18 protein-coding genes are annotated in these 20,879 nt (G+C 35.7%); 2 read left to right on the top strand and 16 right to left on the bottom strand.

Going from position 1 to position 20,879, the window contains the following annotated elements:
• From EG342_RS05135 to EG342_RS05170, 8 genes are all read right to left on the bottom strand, one after another.
• Positions 1-1,380 (bottom strand): tetratricopeptide repeat protein, encoded by a 1,380-nt coding sequence (locus EG342_RS05135; RefSeq protein ID WP_103288688.1) that lies wholly within the window; start codon positions 1,378-1,380, stop codon positions 1-3.
• A gap of 206 nt (positions 1,381-1,586) precedes the next feature.
• On the bottom strand, positions 1,587-2,558 hold the full coding sequence (locus EG342_RS05140) for a quinone oxidoreductase family protein (RefSeq protein WP_103288689.1): 972 nt from the start codon (positions 2,556-2,558) through the stop codon (positions 1,587-1,589).
• A gap of 368 nt (positions 2,559-2,926) precedes the next feature.
• Positions 2,927-3,508, bottom strand: a complete 582-nt coding sequence (locus EG342_RS05145) for a Crp/Fnr family transcriptional regulator (protein ID WP_103288690.1) — start codon at positions 3,506-3,508, stop codon at positions 2,927-2,929.
• Between the two features lie 51 nt (positions 3,509-3,559).
• Positions 3,560-4,942 carry a phosphoglucosamine mutase gene (gene glmM / locus EG342_RS05150; RefSeq protein ID WP_103288691.1) on the bottom strand — a complete coding sequence of 461 codons (1,383 nt, stop codon included), beginning with the start codon at positions 4,940-4,942 and terminating at the stop codon, positions 3,560-3,562.
• A gap of 71 nt (positions 4,943-5,013) precedes the next feature.
• The gene (locus EG342_RS05155; RefSeq protein WP_103288692.1) at positions 5,014-6,027 is read right to left on the bottom strand and encodes a DUF4421 family protein; all 1,014 of its coding nucleotides are present in this window, start codon (positions 6,025-6,027) and stop codon (positions 5,014-5,016) included.
• A gap of 218 nt (positions 6,028-6,245) precedes the next feature.
• On the bottom strand, positions 6,246-8,279 hold the full coding sequence (gene feoB, locus EG342_RS05160) for a ferrous iron transport protein B (protein WP_103288693.1): 2,034 nt from the start codon (positions 8,277-8,279) through the stop codon (positions 6,246-6,248).
• Entirely contained in the window at positions 8,279-8,533 is a 255-nt protein-coding gene (locus tag EG342_RS05165) for a FeoA family protein (RefSeq protein WP_103288694.1), read from the bottom strand. The genes feoB and EG342_RS05165 overlap by 1 nt, the downstream gene beginning before the upstream one ends.
• 133 nt (positions 8,534-8,666) lie before the next feature.
• Positions 8,667-9,569: a GLPGLI family protein gene (locus EG342_RS05170; RefSeq protein ID WP_103288695.1), complete on the bottom strand. Its 903-nt coding sequence runs from the start codon at positions 9,567-9,569 to the stop codon at positions 8,667-8,669.
• Between the two features lie 169 nt (positions 9,570-9,738).
• Between EG342_RS05170 and EG342_RS05175 the strand changes: the two genes are divergently transcribed.
• Positions 9,739-10,236, top strand: a complete 498-nt coding sequence (locus EG342_RS05175; protein ID WP_103288696.1) for a DinB family protein — start codon at positions 9,739-9,741, stop codon at positions 10,234-10,236.
• A gap of 52 nt (positions 10,237-10,288) precedes the next feature.
• Here the strand turns inward: EG342_RS05175 and EG342_RS05180 are convergent, their stop codons facing one another.
• Positions 10,289-12,997 carry a TonB-dependent receptor gene (locus tag EG342_RS05180; protein WP_103288697.1) on the bottom strand — a complete coding sequence of 903 codons (2,709 nt, stop codon included), beginning with the start codon at positions 12,995-12,997 and terminating at the stop codon, positions 10,289-10,291.
• Between the two features lie 670 nt (positions 12,998-13,667).
• Here EG342_RS05180 and EG342_RS05185 point away from each other — a divergent pair.
• Positions 13,668-14,549: a cupin-like domain-containing protein gene (locus EG342_RS05185; protein WP_103288698.1), complete on the top strand. Its 882-nt coding sequence runs from the start codon at positions 13,668-13,670 to the stop codon at positions 14,547-14,549.
• 60 nt (positions 14,550-14,609) lie between these two features.
• On the opposite strand, the gene EG342_RS05190 is transcribed toward EG342_RS05185, so the two are convergent.
• The 7 genes from EG342_RS05190 to EG342_RS05220 all read right to left on the bottom strand — a co-directional run bounded on the left by EG342_RS05190 (position 14,610) and on the right by EG342_RS05220 (position 20,874).
• A complete protein-coding gene (locus EG342_RS05190; RefSeq protein ID WP_103288699.1) occupies positions 14,610-16,334 on the bottom strand; it encodes a M14 family metallopeptidase in 1,725 nt (574 codons plus the stop codon).
• 104 nt (positions 16,335-16,438) lie between these two features.
• Positions 16,439-17,167: a metallophosphoesterase family protein gene (locus tag EG342_RS05195; protein WP_103288700.1), complete on the bottom strand. Its 729-nt coding sequence runs from the start codon at positions 17,165-17,167 to the stop codon at positions 16,439-16,441.
• Between the two features lie 2 nt (positions 17,168-17,169).
• A complete protein-coding gene (locus EG342_RS05200; RefSeq protein WP_103288701.1) occupies positions 17,170-17,712 on the bottom strand; it encodes an RNA 2'-phosphotransferase in 543 nt (180 codons plus the stop codon).
• Between the two features lie 15 nt (positions 17,713-17,727).
• Positions 17,728-18,207 (bottom strand): hypothetical protein, encoded by a 480-nt coding sequence (locus EG342_RS05205; protein WP_103288702.1) that lies wholly within the window; start codon positions 18,205-18,207, stop codon positions 17,728-17,730.
• A complete protein-coding gene (locus EG342_RS05210; protein ID WP_103288703.1) occupies positions 18,204-19,151 on the bottom strand; it encodes an ADP-ribosylglycohydrolase family protein in 948 nt (315 codons plus the stop codon). The genes EG342_RS05205 and EG342_RS05210 overlap by 4 nt, the downstream gene beginning before the upstream one ends.
• On the bottom strand, positions 19,151-19,837 hold the full coding sequence (locus EG342_RS05215; protein ID WP_103288704.1) for an SIR2 family NAD-dependent protein deacylase: 687 nt from the start codon (positions 19,835-19,837) through the stop codon (positions 19,151-19,153). The genes EG342_RS05210 and EG342_RS05215 overlap by 1 nt, the downstream gene beginning before the upstream one ends.
• Complete coding sequence (locus EG342_RS05220) at positions 19,834-20,874, bottom strand: DUF2971 domain-containing protein (protein ID WP_103288705.1); 1,041 nt, start codon at positions 20,872-20,874, stop codon at positions 19,834-19,836. Before EG342_RS05220 ends, EG342_RS05215 begins: the two co-directional genes overlap by 4 nt.
• Between the last annotated feature and the right edge of the window lie 5 nt (positions 20,875-20,879).

Genomic DNA, 20,879 nt, shown 5'->3' on the forward strand with positions numbered 1-20,879 from the left:
TTAATTCTTCTTTTTCACTCTGGCTTTAACCTTTTTCACCTCATCTTTGATAAACGGATATTTTTTCTGCATATCCTTCGCTAAAGATGAATCCAGATCCAGGGCTTTTTGAAGGGATTCCATTCCTTTGCTCTCGTCTTTTAAATTGAAAAAACAATTTCCAAGCTGGTAAAACAGTTCTGCACGGTGATGGTTTTTTACAGCCTTGTTCAAAACAGTTACTGCTTCTTCATACTCACCTAAAAGCATCAATACTTCGGAGTAAGCATACCAGTTGTAAAACCTCGACGGCTCTGCATCTACCAGTTTTTTAAGACAAGCAAGACTTTCTTCAAATTTTCCTGAATCAATGAACAGAAAAGCTAATCTTTTTTGATAATCCAGATTATTTTCATTCAATTGAGTGGCTTCTTTTGCAAAGTGCAAAGCCTCGGACATTCCGCCCATTTCTTCATACAGATAAGACTGTTCCATCATCGCAAGATAAAACTGCGGGTCTTCTCTCAATGACTTCTGGAACGCATTTAAAGCTACAATAGGTTGCTTTAATGCTTTGTTGCAAAGTCCGATCTTATAAAAAGTAAAAGCTTTTGTATATTCCAGCTCCAGCATTTCTTCATACGTTTCGATCGCTTTCTGATATTGTCCTAAAGCTTCGTAACAAGCTGCTTTATTGGCATATACACCAACAGAACTTGAATTGATGGCTAATAAATAGTCATACCCTTTTATCGCTTCATCAAAATTCTTTCTGTTGAAATAGAATTGTCCGTACTCAAACCATGCGGTTTCAGAATAAGAAAACTCATCTAAATATTCATTAAGAAAGGCAATTGCCTCCTCACTCTTATTCAAGTCGCTAAAGCACACCATACAGTTTTCTAATGCATACTCATCCGTAGGATCTTCTTTCAGTGCTTTTCTGTAATGTCTAAGAGCGTTAAAAGGATCTCCCAGATTCACATATTCATCTGCAATAAAGTTGTGAAGGAAGTTTTCTTCTTCCCCTAATGTTAAAGCTTGTTTGCAAATTTCAATGGATCTTTTAGGATTTCCTAAGTTCGAATAATACTTGGCGTAGCAAACCATAAAGTCTGTATTTTCCATGGAGGAACCTTTGAGCTCATTGATAAGCTCCTTCGCTGTATTATACTCTTCCCATTCCAAAAGAATCTCAAGTTTTTTAATCTTGATATCTAAAGAATTAGGATGAAGCTTCAGACCATAATTAACAGCCATATCGGCGTAATTAAAGTCACCCAGCTCCAAATAATAAACAATAATGTCTTCCAACTCTTCGGTGTCGAAGTAGAATTCATCATTGTTTTCCATCATTTCCTCGAACTTTTTTACAAGTTCATTTCCAAAATACTCTTCCAATAGTGTCCTCTTTGTCAACCTGATGTTTGAAATTGCTTACAAACCTCGGCAAACTTTTAATTAATAATACATCTGAAACTGATATTCAAATATTTATGCAAAGTTGCAACTTTTTTTTGAATTTTCCATTTCATAAATTTCTATTATAAAAATAGTAAAAAAAGAAAACAGATAAAAGGATTGTGGATAAAAAAATGAAATTGTGGTTAAATTCTTATCACCAGTCTTTTTCCGTTAGGAATTTCAAGATTCCAGGCTGATTCAATATTCTCAAGATCAAAGACTTCCGTTTCTATTTTAATTTTCCCGGCTACTGCTGCATCAAACATTTCCGGGATTATTTCTGAAAATAAAAGAGCTGATTCTTCTTTTGCCCAGCTTCCCAACCCTGATCCTGAAATACTGATGTCCGTTGATCTGAGAATTTGAGAAGACAATTGAATGGTATCTCCACTCATTCCTCCTATGGTAACGAGCTTTGTCTTATGAGAAAAGGAGCCATCGCCTTTCAGCGCTGATAATATTATTTCCACAGAATGACCCCAAATATAATCCACAATAATATCAATAGGTGTTTCCTCATGTATTTTTTTAATATTCTGCTTAAAATCTTCATCCTCTTTCAGTAAAGAGATTACCTCATCGGCTCCCAGTTCGAACAAAGCTTTCAGAGATTCTGCATTTCTACCGGTCACGATAATCTTGCGAGCACCATACAACTTAGCAATTTGAACGGCAATTCTGCCTGTAATACCTGTTGCTCCGTTGATAAGAACCGTATTTCCAGGTTGTATTCCCGCCTTGAATTTCAGCGCCATTGCAGATCCCATTACTGCATTGGGCAAAGCTGCTGCTGTAGAAAAATCAAGTTCTTCAGGAATAGGAACGATCATCTTTTTATCTGCCACCGCTTTTTCAGCAACAGTTCCTTTTTTACTGAAAAAATATACTTTATTTCCGTTTTCCAGATAGCCAGCTCCATCTGAACCGATAATTTTAGGCTGATGTGCTTCATTCTCGGTTGAATAATGGTTTCCACTTGCTCTTGCCCTGTCAAGGTTTTTAATAGAGGCCGCTTTTACGGATACCAATACTTCGTTTTCCTGAACGATTTCAGGGTCTAAAAATTCTGCATATTGTGGTATACCCCCTTTTTCAAATACAACTGCTGCTTTCATTATTTTAAATTTTTATACAAAATTAAGGTGGGGAAAGCGGGAGAGCAATAACATTTGTTATCAGTTGAAAGAAGAAGAAAAGGAAGCTGGGATAGGGGTGCTGGAAGTTGTTGAAGACTTTATTAATAAAGGTATGGTATAAAAACGCTAAGGCCACAAAGGTTGATAAATACCGTATTATTTTTCGTTCGCAGAGGCACTTCGTTCAGCAAAGAATGCGAACCTTTGCTAAGTGAAACGCCATTGTGGACTTTTTGAAGAAATTATTTTAAAATTATTTGCGTCTTTTGCGGCAAAATAAGATAAGTAAAATAGAAACGAATAAAGGGCCAGCAAAAACATCCAATCTCTGGCTTCCATATTTCCGGCTAAGAAAGTTTTTCTTTTAATATTTTGGCTTTTATCCTGCTGAGATGTACCGTTGTAATGCCCAGATACGAAGCGATATAATGCTGGGGAACTCTTCTGATAATCTCCGGTTTTTCATTAGCAAGATTAAGATATCGTTGTTGGGGTGAATCTTTAATAAATGAGAAAAAATGTTTCATATAATCAAACATCCTTTCAAAAAGAGCATCCATCAACAGCGTTCTGAGTTCCGGACATTCATACACTTCTTCCAGAAAAGCCTCTACATCAGGTTTTTTTATTTTATACAAAACGCAAGGTTCTATGGTTTCAAAAGAGACCATGCTTGGCAATCCTTTTTTAAAGCTTTCGAGAGAAGAAAACATTGTGTTTTCAATAAAAAACTGAAAGGTCACATCTTTCCCGTCATTATTATACCAGGCTCTTACCAGTCCTTTTTCAAGATAAAAGGCATTGTATGAAACGTTACCTTCCTGTAACAGTAAAGTTTTAGCCGGGACTTCCATCCGCTCAAAACCGCCCAGAAATTTTCTCCATTTTTCTTTGGGAAAGGGAAACTTATTGGTGATATGCTCAAACATTTCGATATAAAAAAAGAACGGAGCGCATCTGTTCCGTTCTTTTGTTTTTATTTAAATTAAACTTTTAATTTTTGCAATGATATCATCTCCCAGTTGATCTGCTTCTTCCTGAGATTTTGCCTCTGTGTAGATTCTGATAATGGGCTCCGTATTGGATTTTCTAAGGTGAACCCAGTTGTTTTCAAAATCAATTTTAACACCGTCAACGGTAGAAACCTGTTCATTCTGATATTCCTGTTCCATTTTGCTTAAAATGGCATCTACATCAATTTCGGGAGTCAGTTCTATTTTCTTTTTTCCCATGAAATAGCTTGGATATCCAGCTCTCAATTCTGAAACGGTTTTATTTTCTTTTGCCAAATGTGTTAAAAATAAAGCAACTCCTACTAAAGAATCTCTTCCGTAATGTAATTCAGGATAGATGATACCACCGTTTCCTTCGCCACCGATTACCGCATTTTTTTCTTTCATCAAGGTAACTACATTCACTTCTCCTACAGCACTTGCAAAATATTCTGAATTGTGAGTCTGTGCAACATCTCTCAAGGCACGGCTTGAAGAAAGATTGGAGATGGCTGCTCCGTTTTTGTTCTTTAATAAATAATCAGCTACGGCAACCAGGGTATATTCTTCACCGAACATCTCCCCTTTCTCGTCTATTAAAGCTAATCTGTCTACATCGGGATCTACTACAACTCCCAAATCTGCATTTTCCTTTTTAACCAACTCGCAGATATCTCCTAAATGTTCTTTTAAAGGTTCAGGATTGTGAGGAAAGTGCCCAGTTGGTTCACAGTATAATTTAATAGTTTCACAACCTAATTTATCTAATAACATTGGGATTGCAATACCTCCGGTAGAGTTTACCGCATCCAATACTACTTTGAAGTTTTTGGATTTAATAGCTTCCACATCAACCATCGGAAGCTCAAGGATTTGCTGGATATGAATATCAAAAGCATCATCTCTTGTTTCGTATTTCCCAAGATCATCTACTTCTGCATAATTGAAATCCTCATTTTCTGCTAAAGCCAATACTTCTGCTCCGTTTTCACCACTGATGAATTCTCCTTTATCATTTAACAGCTTTAATGCATTCCATTGTTTTGGGTTGTGAGAAGCTGTAAGGATAATTCCTCCGTCTGCCTTCAATTCCGGTACCATTACCTCAACAGTTGGTGTTGTGGAAAGTCCCAGGTCAACAACATTGATCCCTAATCCTTGTAAGGTAGCAGTTACTAAAGAAGAAACCATTTGCCCTGAAATTCTTGCGTCTCTTCCGATGACAAGAGTAAGGTCTTTTTTATTTTTATTATTCTGAAGCCAGGTTCCGAATGCGGAAGCAAATTTTACCACGTCAAGTGGTGTCAGATTATCATTTACTTTTCCGCCAATGGTTCCGCGAATTCCTGAAATAGATTTTATTAACGACATTATGTTTTTATATTTCTTTATTGTTTATATAATAATTTGTCCGAAACAAAGATACTTAAAAGAGTCTTATGTTATAAAAGAGGAATTGTTTTTTGCATTTTGTCGTAGGTCTTTTTCACCACTTTCGGTGGGCGAAAACGATAACCAATATACAATAGACCATAGATATAATTATTTTCTATAGTCTGATTTTTTTTCTCGTTATAAGCTGATGCATTAAAATTAATTTTACCTCCGAATAAAAACCGGTCGGTATTGTATCCGGCGTGAAGTCCTCCTTCCATGCGTATGGTCAGGTATTGGGTATGCTGTTTCTCACTATCTTCCAGGATATTACGATAACTCGCAAATTTGGCACCGACTCCAAGGGCAAGATAAGGGGCTATATTCACTTTTTTGCCAATTACCCAATTGTAGAAATAGCCCATATTTCCCCCAATTTTTAACTGAGTAACTTTATTTTTCTCATCGTTGGCTGTATTGCTTAGAATGGTAAAGTCGTAATCGATTGAAGGGATCCAGCTTCCGCCGCTGTTCTTCTGCCATTCGCCCTGGGTATAAATACTCTTTGCAGAAAAGCTTTTATTAAGGATATATGATGTAGAACCTCCGTAGCTCTGTACCTGAAGGCCAGGGAAACGAATATAAGGATCTTTCCCTTCTTCCCATCCGGGAACAAAGTCCTTCATATTTTCAACATAGAAGCCTTTGACATTTTTGTAATAAACGTTTTGAATAAATCTCTTTGGAAAAAGCCTGAACTGGAAATCGCTGTAGGAACTATTGCCCTTCAACTCATCATTTCCTCCGGAGATAAAACGCGGAGTCATAGTAATGCTGGCACTAATGACCTTGTAATCGAATGAAATAGAGGTGCTGGCTCTGTTATTAATTGACAGGACAGTCTTTTGTACGTTCGGTTCATTTCCGTTTGAAATAACAAATCCTTCGATATTGGTATCAAGATTTAAACGAATCATAATCTGATCCCTATACGACTTGATATTAGCAGTATCGTTTTGTGCTTTCGCTATTACAGCAAATGAAAAAAAGAATAAAACGAATGCTAGCTTTGAAAGACTCAAACTGGATATTTTAAATTAAAAAAATGAATTTACTACATTTTTTTCAATTATCCGGAGAAGTCTATGTTATGAACAGCCGCAGTCTTTATCACAATTTGTTCTTTTGGAACTGAATTTCTTGGGTGCAAAATTCTTTTTAAGCATCTTAAACAAAGAGTAACACGCAAATGCCACTACTAAGAAAATAATTACGTATTGAAAAATTAATGATGAATCCATTACTTTAAAATCTGATATGCTATCATCGACACAAAATATGCCAAACCTGTCATCATTGCTACCTGAAAGCCTGTCCATTTCCAGCTTTTGGTTTCTCTGTAGACTACTGCCAGTGTAGAAACACACTGCATTGCAAACGCGTAAAACAGAAGTACGGAAACTCCCGTCGCAAAACTGAATACCTTTTCGCCATTGGGTTTTACGTCTCTTCTCATCTTATCAATTACTTTCACTTCAGGAGCGTCATCTTCAAGACTGTACAACGTTGACATTGTTCCTACAAAGACCTCACGTGCAACGAAACTCGTAAGAATACCTACTCCCATTTTCCAATCATAGCCCAACGGAGCAATTACAGGTTCTATTCCTTTACCCATTTTCGCCAGGTAGGAGTGATCAAGGTGCACATTGGTTGCTACCAATTCATCCTGTTTTTGTTTTGGTCCGAAATAGCTTAAGAACCAGATGATGATACTTACAATAAAAATAATTTTCCCGGCTCCTGTAATAAAGTCCCATACTTTTCCTAAAACCATTTTGAAATCGTATCCGAAAAGTGGCTTTTTGTAAGCCGGAAGATCCATTACCAGGTATGTTTTGCCTTTATCTTTAATAAATCGTTTAAGAATGGCAGCAGAAAATAATGCGACAAAGAATCCTAACAGGTACATTCCCATCAGTACAATTGCTTTATATTTTATGCCTAAAAATGTGCCTTCCGAAATGATCAGTCCAATAATAATACTGTACACCGGAAGTCTCGCGGAACACGTCATGAAAGGAGTTACCAAAATCGTTAGTAATCTTTCACGGACGTTCTCAATATTTCTTGTGGAGATAACGGCAGGAATAGCACATGCGGTTCCCGAAACAAGCGGAACAATACTTTTCCCATTCAGTCCGAACGGGCGAAGAACTCTATCCATCAGAAACACCACTCTTGCCATATATCCGGAATCTTCCAACAGGTAAAGAAAGTATAGTAAAATCCCGATCTGAGGGGCAAATACTACAATTCCCCCGATTCCGGGAACAATTCCGTTTGAGATCAGAGAGTTGATAGGTCCCTCCGGAAGATGCTCACTGGTAAAGGCAGCAAGCCACGAGAAAAAGTTCTCAATCCAGTTCATCGGATATTCTGCAAGAAAAAATACACTTTGGAAAATAACCAGCAAAATCGCCAAAAAGACGATATATCCCCAGAATTTGTGAACCAATACTTTGTCAAGCTTTTCTGTAAGCAGCTCTTTAAACTGAGCTTTTTTAGAAATTACATTTTCTAATATTTTGTCAACATTCTGATATCTTCTCACAGTTTCCTGAACCTGTAATCTTTTAGGAACCAAACTTTTAACCTCAGAATCATGAATCTGTTCCATAACAGACTCTATTCTTCCAAGATCTGTCCCTAATGAAAGACTCATCCATGCTTTATACTCATTGGTAAAGCCTTTGTGTGCCGCCAGTTTCTGAATGAAATCTCTATGTTCATTCGGGGTTTCAAAAGATGTTTTATCGGTCTTTAGGAATTCATTGTTGTGAATTGCTTCACGCACTTCATCAATTCCTATTTTCTGTTTAGCATTGGTTTGAATAATTTTAATCCCCAGTGCTTCAGAAAATCTTTGAATATCTATAGTAATCCCTCTCCTTTCAGCCTGGTCGATCTGATTTACGATCAGAATCATAGGAACTCCCAGATCCTGGATCTGCTGGAATAAAAGCAGCCCTCTTTTTAAGCTTAATGCTTCCAGAATATAAACAACACCGGCATAATTTTCCTGCTCTTCAATCAGGAATTTAGAAAAAATAGCTTCATCTTCAGAGCTTGGATACACACTGTAAGAGCCCGGAAGATCAATAACCTCAACTTCTTCATTTTTATAAACATAATTTCCCGAATGACTTGCCACAGTAACTCCGGCATAGTTTCCCGTTTTCTGCTTTTTGTTACAAAGTGTATTGAAAACCGTCGACTTTCCTACATTGGGATTTCCAACTAAAAGGATCTGTTTTTTCTTATTTGCCTGCATTAATTCAATTCTTCAACAATGATATATTCTCCTTCTTCCTCACGAAGAGCAATCCGGCTTTTTTCTACTCCAAATTCCACATACATCGGCCCATTGAACGGAGCTTGGTATAAAATCCTGAAAACGGTCTCCGGAAGAAGACCCATTTCGATGATTTTATTGGGCATTTTCAGATGGTCATTATCATATCCCAATATCTTTCCCATTTTGTTTTTAGGAAATCCACTTAATTTATGTAATCCTTTCTCTTTCAAAGCCTAAATTTTAGTCCTGCAAATATACGTTATTTAAATTTAATCTAAATAACGTATGTCGTAAAAGAAATCACCCCAAATACATCGCTGTATCTGGGGTGACCTGAAATATAATTTAGTTGATATGAATGTGCTATTTTTTCTTTTTATCAGATATCTGATCTTTTTCTATTGGGTTATCGTTAGCATTGTAAAAATCTTTATATTGTTTTTCCTGCTTTTTCATCATGTCTCCTACTGTTCCATCCATTCCTGGTATAGTCTTTGAGAGCATTTCCTGAGTCATCATAGGGCGCACAGAAGAAAATGGATCTTTTTTGAAATCACTAAATGTTTTCTCAAACTTTTCTCTTGACAAATCATTCACTTTTACTGACATTTTCATTTGATTTTCAATATAGGATAATTCCGTGTAATCATTTACTTTTTTATTGCCCTGTAAAACCCATGAATAATTTTTGTCTGCATCTTCGATTTTGACGATTAAACCTGGAAGCCCATAAAATTTATATGGCCCGTCCTGAAAAGGAATATCTGTTGTAAACCAAGCCGTCCACTTTCTCCCGCCAAAATCAGTCGTTGCTTTTTGTGCATTATATTCTCCAATTTTTTGCTTATCAGCAAGAATATTCCAATTGAATTTTAAATTTTCAGTATAGCCAATGTTTGTTGGAGTAAAACCATTTGCAATTTTATCCACATACTGAACTTTCATTTCTGGATATGTTTTATATATTCTGGCAGAAATCTTTGGTGTTTTAAGTGATTTTGAAAAATCTTTCATCATTCCTGATTTCTTAATAGCCTCCATTTCAATTTTCATAATAGAATCTTGGGCTATTATAGTATAGTCTTGATAAATAGATCTGTTTTTATCAGTAATATCTAAAATAGTAATGACTTTATCCAGTTTAGCCGAATCTTTCTTTGGCTTAAAAGTAAGCTCATAGAAGAATCGGTTGGCCGTTTCCTTAGTTTCCTGTGCATTGGCAAAGGCAAAAAGAGTGATCAAAAATATTGAGAATAAATTTCTCATTGAATCAAGTTTTCCTAATTAGTACCCGTAAGTATCATTTTGTTACAACTTTTTTAAAAATTTATTTTTTCGGTAACCAACAATGGTGATTCATGAAAAAATTATGATTCTGTTAAAACATTTTCGGTTCTAAAAATCTTACCTTTAAGTTTCTAAAAAACAAAATATTATGGACACCTTATCTCAATTAAAATCCGAACTGGAGGGAGAATTTCAAACCACAAAAAAATTCATCAATTTGTTTCCTGAAGGAAAAAACGACTACGCTCCTCATGAAAAGAGCATGAAATTAATGCCTCTTGCCACCCATTTGGTAGAGGTTTTTGAATGGCCTAATACCATTTTGAATACTTCTGAACTAGATTTTGCCACAGGTGGATTTCAACCTACCATTCTTTCAACGAAAGAAGATCTTATCAAAAAACTGGACGACAGCTATGAGGCCGGCAAATCAGCATTGGAAAAGGCTTCAGAAGATGAGCTCAATCCAAGCTGGACCATTAAAAACGATGGCCATGAGCTGGCGAGCTGGAGCAAGTATGGAGCTATCCGCCATGCGCTTAATCAAATTACTCACCACAGGGCACAACTGGGTGTATATTACAGGTTAAATAATATTCCTTTACCGGGAAGTTATGGCCCTTCTGCAGATCAGCAAAGCTTTTAATACCATCAATATATCTCAACAAAAAACCAATCCGGATGGATTGGTTTTTATTTTATTTGAAATTAAATTTAACCGTAAACATTACCTGGCTAGGGCGCAACTGAATTCTGGTGTATGAATTATATGTTGCATTGACATCATATGTTTCAAAGACCTTTCTGTTAGCAATATTCATCCATTTCAATTCAAAATCAATTTTCTTTTTTGCCCAGGAAAACTGATAGGAAATGTCATAAAATGCATTGTTATATTTTTGGCTTCCAATGCTGCTATTCACCTGATCCCAGCTGAAACCTACCGTATGATTTTCAATCGGGTAAAAATATACTGCCAGATTGTGAGTAAAGCCATTCCTTGAGGTTTCATTGTTATATTCAGGAAGTAAACTTGTGCTGATTTGTTTTGTGAGAGAAATACTCGCGTTATAATCTAAACTCATCCAGCTGAAATAAGTGTTATTTAGCTTAAATCCATAGGACTGAACAATATTTTTATTCGTATACGCTCCTCTGTTGAGATAAGCATCTGACCTGGAAGTATTGTTACTATAGCTGACTGAAGCATTGGTTTTAAACTTAGGGAAGTATTTTCCTATTTCTGCACTGTAAGCATTGCTGATAGCATGATTATCCTGTTCTATATAACGACTGATTATTCCTCCCGCACTGTTTCGGTCCGGATCAGCAATCAGATTTCTTTTAACATCATTAAAGCGATAATTCACATTAAAAAACAGGTTATTTAATGGGTTTCTATATTCTAATCTTGTCCCTGTTGATTTAGTATTATTTTGTGGAATTGGATTATTAGGGTCCATTGCATTTATTGAACTGGGAGAAAGCATTACAAATCCAGCATACGCAGAATTTACTTCACCAAAGTTATTGCTGATGTTTCCGTTCACACTTGCTTTAAAGAAGGATGCAAATGAATACTGGACAAAAATATTCGGTTCAAAGGTAACTTTATTGGTTGTTCTTGAAACGTTCCTCAGTGGGTCTTCCGCCTTAATATTATTCGAATTTACCGGAAGATTGGCAAATAACATCCACGACTCGCTTTTGAAGTTTACTCCAAGACTTCCATATGGAATGGCTGTGGTATACGTAAGATCGTTATTAAATATTTCGCCTTGCTGCCCGTTTCCATATTGCAAATTGTACAGGTTTGAAGTCAGAGAGGTTCTTTTAAAGTTAAATCCAACTTCGGGAGTAAATGTCCATCCACTTTTTGAAAAACCTATATTGGCAGAATGGTTGGCTTCGAAGGTCTTCAACCTGAAATTTTGTATTACTGTTTCTGAATTGTTAACAGGAGTGAAAGCAGGAACTTCTAGATAGGAAGCGGGAGAAATATTTAATGTCTGTTTATCGGTCTGGTAGTTGATAAATGATCTAAGATTAACCATTTTTTCTTTCCAGGGAATAATCGTACTTAATGAGTTTTGAAAGGATGATGTGGGTGATTCTAATGCTTCTTCACCATGTCTGGTAGAAGTATTCAAACTGGTACTTACCCTATCGGCAATAGCTCTGTCTGCATTCCAAAACTGAGAGAAACTCGTTGTATTTTTAAAAAATCCTTTTTTAGCATTTTTAGTGAAAATTAACTCTCCTTTTAGTTTATCCGTGTAAAAATTATTGAAAATATTCTGGGTTACTTTTGAAGCAGGTACATTAGCCGTTGCAAAATAATCAGTTTGCTTATAACTTTCTCTTTCTACAGTGTTATTGGTATAGTTGGCATTGGCCTTTAATTCCCATTCTTTCTTTTTATCAATATTAACAAGATAGTTGGCTGACAGGTAATGAACATTATTCATTAAATATCTTCGTACCGGCAGATCTGGCGTACTTGCATTGTCAACATTCAACCAATTGTTTTGCCCGGCATTAATTCTTCTTCCTTCCCAGCTGCTTCCAAATGCCAAAATATTCCCTTCATTTTCTACCTGCTCACCCATATTATTAGTCTTGTAATTAACCACCCATTGACTTTTCTGTCCGAAAAACATTGGAGTAAGTTTTACATTCCAAAGCCATGGATCTCCAAAACCGGTTCCCACCTCTCCTCTTCCGGTCATGGTCACCGAGTTTTTCAACTTAATATTGATGGCGGCCTGATCTGAAGGGACTTTGTCCTGAAGGATCTTGACAGGTTGGTGATTTTCGAGGACTTCTACTTTCTGTACGGCGTCTTTGGGAAGTGAGTTGTTGATGGTTCCGTAACCACCTTCCATAAGGTCCTTTCCGTTGACGTAGAATTTATTGATCGCATTTCCCTGATATAGGATGGTTCCATCTTTATTGACTTCTATTCCCGGGATCTTTCTCATAACATCGGCCAGGGTTCGGTCATTTTTACTGTTGAACGCTTTAAGATCATAAGAAATGGTATCCCCTCTTGCGGTGATCATTTTGGTTTTCAGTTGTACTTCCTTTATTTCAGTAGCTTCAGACTGCATTTTAAAATTCAGGTTCTGATCGCTGTTGCTGATCTGTTTGGTAAGTGGTTTTTGATTGAATGCTTTCACTTTTAAATCCACATTGGATTCTGCAGAAGTGAAAGTTACTTTATATTCCCCTTTTGAATTGGTAATTCCGTAAGCTAAAATAGCATCTTTCCCCGGTTCTTCAATGGTAACACTTGCGCTTGGTATTGCCATTCCGTCATCATCGGTAATCTTTCCGGAAACCGTTTTCTGCGCAAAGGTGAGCACAGTAAAGAAAAGCATCAGAAATAAGGAAATATTTTTTTTCATATTTATTATTTGCACAATTAGTTTGTCAATTTTGTTTTTCGTTACACTTTTTTAAAGATCGTTTTTATCAGTAAAAGTTAAATTTATATCACTATAAAAATAGTTATATTTATTCTATGGTGAGCAGAAAAAATACAAAACACATGAAAAAAGTGTTTTAGAATCAAAATCAGGAGCCCGAAACACCAAATTAAACCCTTAAAACTCACAATTTCTTGAAATAAAATTAAATTTAAATTACACTGTATCAATTATTTAAAAACAATATTAAAAAAAGTAAATTTATTTTTAAACTTTAAAAATTTCTTAAGTCTTACTTTTTTTGAATTATAATTAAAAATTATTTCCCCATATTTTGAATTGATATAACTTATCTGCTATTTTCTATTTATATTATCAACTTTTCCTGAAGTTTGCTATTTAATTAAAAATAATACCTTAGCACCAGAATGGATTTTTATTCATCTATTTTGTGTTTTTGCCCTGTGATATTTATCGCAGGGTATTTTGTTTATATTCTTCAAAAAAAAGGGTCTTATCACTACATTAAAATTTCAATTTTTTAACTTAAAAAGGATCGTTAAATCTGATTTGAATCATAGATTAAAAAAAACTTAAACAAAGTGTCGTAAATAATTATTTAATAATTTTGTAACATAAAATTTACAAAATGGGAATTAATTTAAAGCCTATAGATATTGTAGATGATATTTCTAAAGAAGAATTCTACGAAAAGTATCTAAAGCCAAGGAGGCCCGTTGTCATCAAAAATATGGCAAAAAGATGGCCTGCTTACCAGAAATGGACGATGGAATATATGAAGGAGGTAGTAGGAGATGTGGAAGTTCCGTTATATGATAGTTCAAAAGCAGACCCTTCTGCTCCCATCAATTCCTCAGCTGCAAAAATGAAATTCGGAGACTATATAGATCTCATCCAGAGAGAGCCTACCGACCTGAGAATTTTCCTTTTTGATCCTATAAAATATGCTCCAACACTTTTAGAAGATTATATTTCTCCCAAGGAATTAATGGGTGGATTTCTCGATAAATATCCCAATATGTTTTTTGGTGGAAAAGGATCTGTAACGTTCCTTCATTTCGATATTGATATGGCGCATATCTTCCATACTCACTTTAATGGAAGGAAACATATTCTTCTTTTCGATTATAAATGGAAAGAAAGACTGTATCAGATTCCTTACGCAACCTATGCGTTGGAGGATTATGATATTGAAAACCCTGACTTCACCAAGTTCCCGGCGTTGGATGGTGTAGAGGGTATCGAGTGTTTCCTTGAACACGGCGATACGTTATTTATGCCGACAGGATGGTGGCACTGGATGAAATATCTGGACGGAAGTTTCTCTATTTCTTTAAGAGCCTGGGACAAATCATGGTCGGTAAAGGCACATTCTTTGTGGAACCTCACCGTACAACGTAAATTTGACGATATTATGAAGTCAAAATTCAAAACCCAGTACATGGACTGGAAAGAAAAAATGGCTGTTAAAAGAGCAGAAATTGCCTTGAAAAGGGGCTTACCAAGATAACTAAAAAGACGTTTCAGATTGAAACGTCTTTTTTAATTTTAAACACTCATTAACAATACATTACAAGACTCTGTAAACAGGATACTGTCTGAAAGTTTTTTCTTCAAAATAAGGTGAATGTCGGTATATCCAATCCAGCTGAGCAGTGCCGTCTTCCGAAAGTTTTTTGTCGGCTGCTTTTGCTGCTTCAAAATCTGCCTTGAGTTTTTTATCCTGCTTTACTAATTCTGCAGCGGTATCTTCAAATATATAGGCTGAATAATATTCTTTCTGTGCCAGAATACCATCAAAGAAATTCCAGTTAAAAAATGAGTCTAATGCCTCAGGTTCAAGGGTTTCAATAATGTACTTTACTCCAGGTTGATCAGTAGAAACCAAGTAGTCGCCGGTAGAAAATTTCAGGTTATCCGTCCTTTTATCTACCGTAGTTTCATAATGCAGATAGTGTCCTTCGTAAGGGTTTTTTACTGTTTTAAAATCCTTGATTTTATAAGATTCAACGGAAAAAGTACTGTCCTTTCGGATCGGTTTCATCTGAATCTGATTTCTATTGAATTCCTCAATCACCCGGTATTGAGACTTCGGAATCACATAATACTTAGGAATACTAATATATCCTGTAGGAACAGCAGTGGTAAACAGTTTTATATTTTTGGTAAAAGGTTTATTCCTGTCGTAATATAATCTTGGTTTTCCGGAGATCTCGCTGGGTTTATATTTGCCTTCATAGCCTTTAAAATCCATCGTTGAAAACTTCGTCGAGTCTATTTTCCAACGGATTCCGTACTGTTTGCCAGCCTGATATTGTTTTAAATTGTCAACGCGAAGTTGTTTTATTTTCTGATAATCTTTATCGAGATTTTTAAGATTTACCAACATGTATTTGTAGGTAGCATCTACCCTTTTATCATAAGGCTTCAGCATGTGTGTCTCAGGAACGGTTCCCAAAGAATTAAACAGAGAAGTATATCCTGTGGAATATCTTGGTGAGTCTTCAAAAGAGGCAAATCCAACCTCGGGAATATCGCCGTGAATGTTGACATAGGGTGTACTTTCATAACCTAATTTTTTCATATCATCAAGATTTTTAGCCTGATAATCATTATAAAAGTAAGTACCTAAAGTATTCCCCAATCGTTCTTTAAACGTAGAAATATAGGTAAATGTATATTGATAATCGGCTCCGTTGCTGACATGGTTATCAATAAAAACATCCGGCTTCAGCCATTGATAGATTTCCTGAAAGCTTCTTGCGTTTTTAGAATCTGCTTTGATAAAGTCCCGGTTCAGGTCATAATTTCTTGCATTTCCCCTGAAACCGTATTGCTCCGGCCCATTCTGATTAGCTCTGGAATGAGAACCTCTGTTGAGCATTCCACTTACGTTATAGGCAGAGATAGCAGCAATGACGAAGTTTTTTGGAGTTTCAATCTTTTGAGTTGCCAGGTCTCTCATCAACATCATCATTGCATCGATCCCATCAGGTTCTCCCGGATGAATTCCGTTATTTACAAAAAGAATAGCCTTATCTTTTCTCAGTTTTTCAATGTCTTTTTCGGGAAAAGGATTGTAAAGCACTACATAAATGGGTTGGCCATTATCATCTTCGCCCTTTTTAAGATATTGAATCGTTTTAAAATTCTTGGACAGATCCTGATAATACCTATTCATTTCATCATAGGTTACCGTTTGGTTTCCATTTCCTTTTTCAAAAGGGGTCGGAAAAGTTTTCTGGCCAAAAATTAAGCTTGAACTCAGGGTGAGCAGGAGATATTTCAATTTCATGGAAGTCATATTTTCAGACTTTAAAATTAAGTAATCTCATCTGGCTACAAAAGCAAAACAGCAAAAGCTGGCAGCAAATTTTCGAATCGATATTTTTTATCCTGCTAATTTCGCCCTTTCTCATTGGCGTATAGGGAAGGAAGCGGATCACTCTGCCAGAATTCTTTGGTATTGATATCCATGATAGACAATGCACCAGTATAGGCAGCTCCCGTATCCATGTTCCAGATATTGGCTTTATGGGCGGGGGTTGTAATTCCGATATCCAGAGTGGGAGTATGGCCTATAAATATTTCGTTATACAAAAGAAATCTCTTAGGGTATAATTCAGAATTCCTGGTTAGTTTTTTATCCATAGCTACTGCTGTTTCCCAAAGGGTTCTGTCCCATCGGTAATTGCTTGAATACACTTCTTTTTCCGGACCATGCATAGAAGCATAGCCGGCATGAATAAATAAACGGTTTTGATCGTCTACATAATAACTTTTCATTTTTTGAAAGAATTCAAAATGCGCAAGCTTCTTTTCCAAAGAGTAGTGAGCGTAACTTTCTACGGTCTTTTGTCCTCCGTTGAAAAGCCAAAGATCGGGAGCCAATCCGGATACCAGCCAATCTTCACACCAGGTATCATGATTTCCTTTGATGAAAATACAATCCTGATTTTCGGAAAATTCTATTAAAAATTGAATAATTTGTGAAGATTCACTCCACCCGTCTACATAATCGCCGAGGAAAATCAATTGGTCATTTTGTGTAACTTCAGCTCTTTCAAGAACTTGTTTCAAGGCTTTAAATCCCCCGTGAATATCTCCTATAACTAGTGTTCTGCTCATTTTTATTTTGAAATATATTTTGCATCTACAAAATCCGTCAACCAGACTTCATTGGCCGAAAGATAGAAAGATAATCCGTCTTCGTACATCTTTCCTGTTCTGATGGTGAGGATAACAGGCTTTCCGTGTCTCATTCCCACCTTTGTAGCAGTCTCTTTATCAGCACTTAAGTGTACATGTTGACGATTTCTTTTTTGAATCCCCTGATCTAAAATAGAGGAAATATTTGATTCTGCGGTTCCATGATATAAAAATTCAGGGGGTTGTTGGGCTTCTATAGCCAGATCTATATCAATAGAGTGACCCTGACTTGCCCTGATCATGGTTTTATCTTCATTGAATGCAAAACGCTTTTTATTATTGGTTTCTACCACCTCATCTAATTCTTCGGTAGTAAAATAGATTCTTTTTTGGGCTGATTTTGTTTTCAGTTCTTCAACATTTGCCCATCCGCTTTCATCAAGCTTTAACCCGATACTTTCAGGCTGGTGCCTTAAAATAAGGCTTAAAAATTTACTTATTTTTTTCTTTTCTATTTCGTTCATGGTTGGTATTGTAATTTAACAATTATAAAACTCAGGTGCAAAAGTAACGGGTACACCTAAAGTTTTGGATAAGATATCCGAGTATTGATCAAATTCATAAGTAATAGGAGAGGTCGTGAGCATCAAATATTTGCTATTGGACAGACAAACTAAAATATAAGATTCTCCAGAGCCTTTTCCCTGCAATATATTCTGAATTTCAAATCCTTTTACCTGATGCAGCGGAATGATCAAACTTTTCATATGGTTTGAGATGCCAAACCGGTCATTCCTTTTATCTATCCAAAGAACCGTATTATCATGCAGGATATCCAAAACTTCAGTTGGTGTTTGAAATAAGTGGTCTTTTGAATCCCGAACACTATTATTTCCCATTTCAATATACTGAATTATTTCAATGTCATCCTCATATTTTCGTAAAGGTTCAACCTGAGTGATATTCTTGGGATCATGACTGGAAAAGAAACCTGACAAGACTTTTAGAAAAAAATTCATGTTGTCTGAGGGTATTTATTTTGAAATCTATCACAAAGTTCTTCAATATCTTTTTTCCTCACGAGCTCAGCCACCCATTCCTGCGGAATATTTTCAAAGCCGTAATAAATTCCTGCAAGACCTCCCGTTATGGCTCCTGTGGTATCGGTATCTTCACCTAAGTTGACGGCTTTTAAAACGGCTTCTGCATAGCTTTCAGAGTTTAATAAACACCATAATGAAGCTTCTAAACTATGTAAAACATATCCACCACTTTTAATTTCATCTTCAGGATAACCGGAAATATCATTTTGCAAAACCCTATGAAAAAGCGCAACTTCATTTAAGCTAAACGATTGTTTTTCTGCATATTCCAGCACCGTATTTTGGGTATGCACATAAGCTTCGGTTTTATTTTTACCTTTTAACAATTGAATTGCAAAAATTACATAGATAAAACAGGCAAAAACGGAACGGAAATGACCATGCGTAATCGTTGAAACTTCTTTTACCGTTTGATATACCTTTTCGATGTTTTCTTCATCTTTAAGATAAAAAGCCAAAGGAAGGATCCTCATCAGAGAACCATTCCCATTGTCTTCTTCAAAAATATTTCCGGAAAATCTGGCACTTTCCCCTTTTATCAGTCTTGCAATGGCTTCTCTGGTAGTTAAGCCAATGTCAAAAAGTCTTCCATGGGCCGTCCAATGGCCATATTTATTCCATTTTACAAAGCTTTGTCCGATCTTTTCGAGATTATACCCTTTTGTAAGTTCTTCCGCAAGGCATAATGTTAAAGAACTATCATCGCTCCACGTTCCCTTAGGCTGATTATGGGAACCAAACTCCTGCATGTCCTTTACTGGAAAATTTTTTAAATAATCTCTGCTTTTGAACTCTACCGGAACTCCCAAAGCATCTCCGATGCAAACACCGAAAATTCCTGCCTTTATTTTATTTTCCATCAGGCAAGGTTTACCAGTTTATCAAATAACAGCTTCATTCCCTGGGTTGCTGTTTCTTTCATTACTACCGCTCTTTGACCATATCCAAATCCTGTTTCGTTAGGGTTGATCACAATTAAGAGACAATCATCTTTAATATCATGAATTAATCCGGCAGCGGGATATACCTGTAAAGAGGTTCCGATAACCAGTAAGATATCGGCTTCCTTTACCATTTCCCTCGCGGTCTGATATAGAGGAACATCTTCCCCGAACCAAACAATAAATGGCCTTAATTGGGCTCCGTCTTCTGCTTTATCCCCGATATTGATATCATCTTTTTGTTCGTAAATCAGTCCCTTATTATTACTGGAACAGGACTTTAATAATTCTCCGTGGATGTGTAAAATCCGGGTTGACCCGGCTCTTTCATGAAGATCATCGATATTTTGAGTAATGATCTGCACTTCAAAGTGTTTTTCCAATTCAGCCAGTAACTTATGGGCATCATTAGGTTCTACTTCATGAAGCTGACGTCTTCGTTGATTGTAAAATTCTAACACCAAAGTTCTGTCTTTTCTCCATCCTTCCGGACTTGCCACATCGGTTACACTATGATTTTCCCAGAGACCGTCTCCGTCTCTGAAGGTTTTTATTCCGCTTTCGGCACTGATTCCTGCGCCGCTTAATATCGTTAGTTTTTTCATCTTTTATTTATAATTTCATTATAATGAAAGTCTTTATAGGGATTATTGATACCAGCTTCTTCCCAATCTTCACAAACACTAATTATTGAGTTAGCATAATTAATATATTGTTCATCATTTTTAGGATAAATATCAATTAAAGGTTCTACCTCTTTATTATCAAAAATGTAAAGACTATTATTCTCTTTAATTAAAAAAGCTTCTCTAAATGCTAAAATAAATTCTTTTATATCTATTTCATTTTTGCTACCCTTATAAAGAACATAATATGATTCATGAGATACATTAATTCGATGTTTCAATATTTCAAAATCAAACTTATTTATATCATGTTTTAACTTTCTTTTGGTCTCATTTACTAGTTTAAAATCTAATTCAAAATTTGAAGGAAAAACTTCATAAAATTTCACATCATCATTCCCGAAAAGCTTGTAAAAATTTTCCTTTATTTTCTCCGGTGTCTTAATTCCAAAATAAATTCCCGTGATAGCCGAACGATGAATTTTTTTCATCCCATACTGATCAAAGATTAGACGTATTTCTTTTTCATGTTGCCATGCAGACTTCTTTGTAGCAAACATCTTTCTTATAAAGCCATCTTGCAAATTTATTAGGTCCTCAATTCCCAAAATTGGAATATTATCTTTATAATCTATTTCAAATTGATATTGAAAATCAAAATTTTGTCCTTTATCAACTAATTTGTCTAAGTCATATTCTATACAATATCCAAAATATGAAGTAGCATAATAGGCCCATAATTGTTCATTCAAAAAATCCGTGCTTAAACAATAAACCCCAATCTCTTCTTTAAAATTTAAAACTTCCCGAAATTGTTTTTCGAGGTTGTCCAATTCACTATGTGGAAACAATGTTTTCAAAAGATCTATAACTTGAGATATTTCTTCATTAAAATAAATATCAAACGGATCATTTAACATGCTATAGTTTGATGAGTAAAAAGAATTGTTACTTATAGTTTCGAAATCTCTTTTAAAGATATCTTCCTCTATTGACCGATATTTGTAAACTTTCATGATAA

The organism is Chryseobacterium lactis, from assembly GCF_003815875.1.
In the GTDB taxonomy this organism is placed as follows: Bacteria; Bacteroidota; Bacteroidia; order Flavobacteriales; family Weeksellaceae; genus Chryseobacterium; species Chryseobacterium lactis.

What these genes read in the sequence shown, in the direction of transcription:
- EG342_RS05200 (WP_103288701.1), bottom strand. Translation starts at nt 17,712, where the DNA reads ATGAACGAAATAGAAAAGAAAAAAATAAGTAAATTTTTAAGCCTTATT.
- feoB (WP_103288693.1), bottom strand. Translation starts at nt 8,279, where the DNA reads ATGCAGGCAAATAAGAAAAAACAGATCCTTTTAGTTGGAAATCCCAAT.
- EG342_RS05140 (WP_103288689.1), bottom strand. Translation starts at nt 2,558, where the DNA reads ATGAAAGCAGCAGTTGTATTTGAAAAAGGGGGTATACCACAATATGCA.
- EG342_RS05170 (WP_103288695.1), bottom strand. Translation starts at nt 9,569, where the DNA reads ATGAGAAATTTATTCTCAATATTTTTGATCACTCTTTTTGCCTTTGCC.
- EG342_RS05210 (WP_103288703.1), bottom strand. Translation starts at nt 19,151, where the DNA reads ATGGAAAATAAAATAAAGGCAGGAATTTTCGGTGTTTGCATCGGAGAT.
- EG342_RS05185 (WP_103288698.1), top strand. Translation starts at nt 13,668, where the DNA reads ATGGGAATTAATTTAAAGCCTATAGATATTGTAGATGATATTTCTAAA.
- EG342_RS05175 (WP_103288696.1), top strand. Translation starts at nt 9,739, where the DNA reads ATGGACACCTTATCTCAATTAAAATCCGAACTGGAGGGAGAATTTCAA.
- EG342_RS05190 (WP_103288699.1), bottom strand. Translation starts at nt 16,334, where the DNA reads ATGAAATTGAAATATCTCCTGCTCACCCTGAGTTCAAGCTTAATTTTT.
- EG342_RS05195 (WP_103288700.1), bottom strand. Translation starts at nt 17,167, where the DNA reads ATGAGCAGAACACTAGTTATAGGAGATATTCACGGGGGATTTAAAGCC.
- EG342_RS05180 (WP_103288697.1), bottom strand. Translation starts at nt 12,997, where the DNA reads ATGAAAAAAAATATTTCCTTATTTCTGATGCTTTTCTTTACTGTGCTC.
- glmM (WP_103288691.1), bottom strand. Translation starts at nt 4,942, where the DNA reads ATGTCGTTAATAAAATCTATTTCAGGAATTCGCGGAACCATTGGCGGA.
- EG342_RS05215 (WP_103288704.1), bottom strand. Translation starts at nt 19,837, where the DNA reads ATGAAAAAACTAACGATATTAAGCGGCGCAGGAATCAGTGCCGAAAGC.
- EG342_RS05205 (WP_103288702.1), bottom strand. Translation starts at nt 18,207, where the DNA reads ATGAATTTTTTTCTAAAAGTCTTGTCAGGTTTCTTTTCCAGTCATGAT.
- EG342_RS05145 (WP_103288690.1), bottom strand. Translation starts at nt 3,508, where the DNA reads ATGTTTGAGCATATCACCAATAAGTTTCCCTTTCCCAAAGAAAAATGG.
- EG342_RS05220 (WP_103288705.1), bottom strand. Translation starts at nt 20,874, where the DNA reads ATGAAAGTTTACAAATATCGGTCAATAGAGGAAGATATCTTTAAAAGA.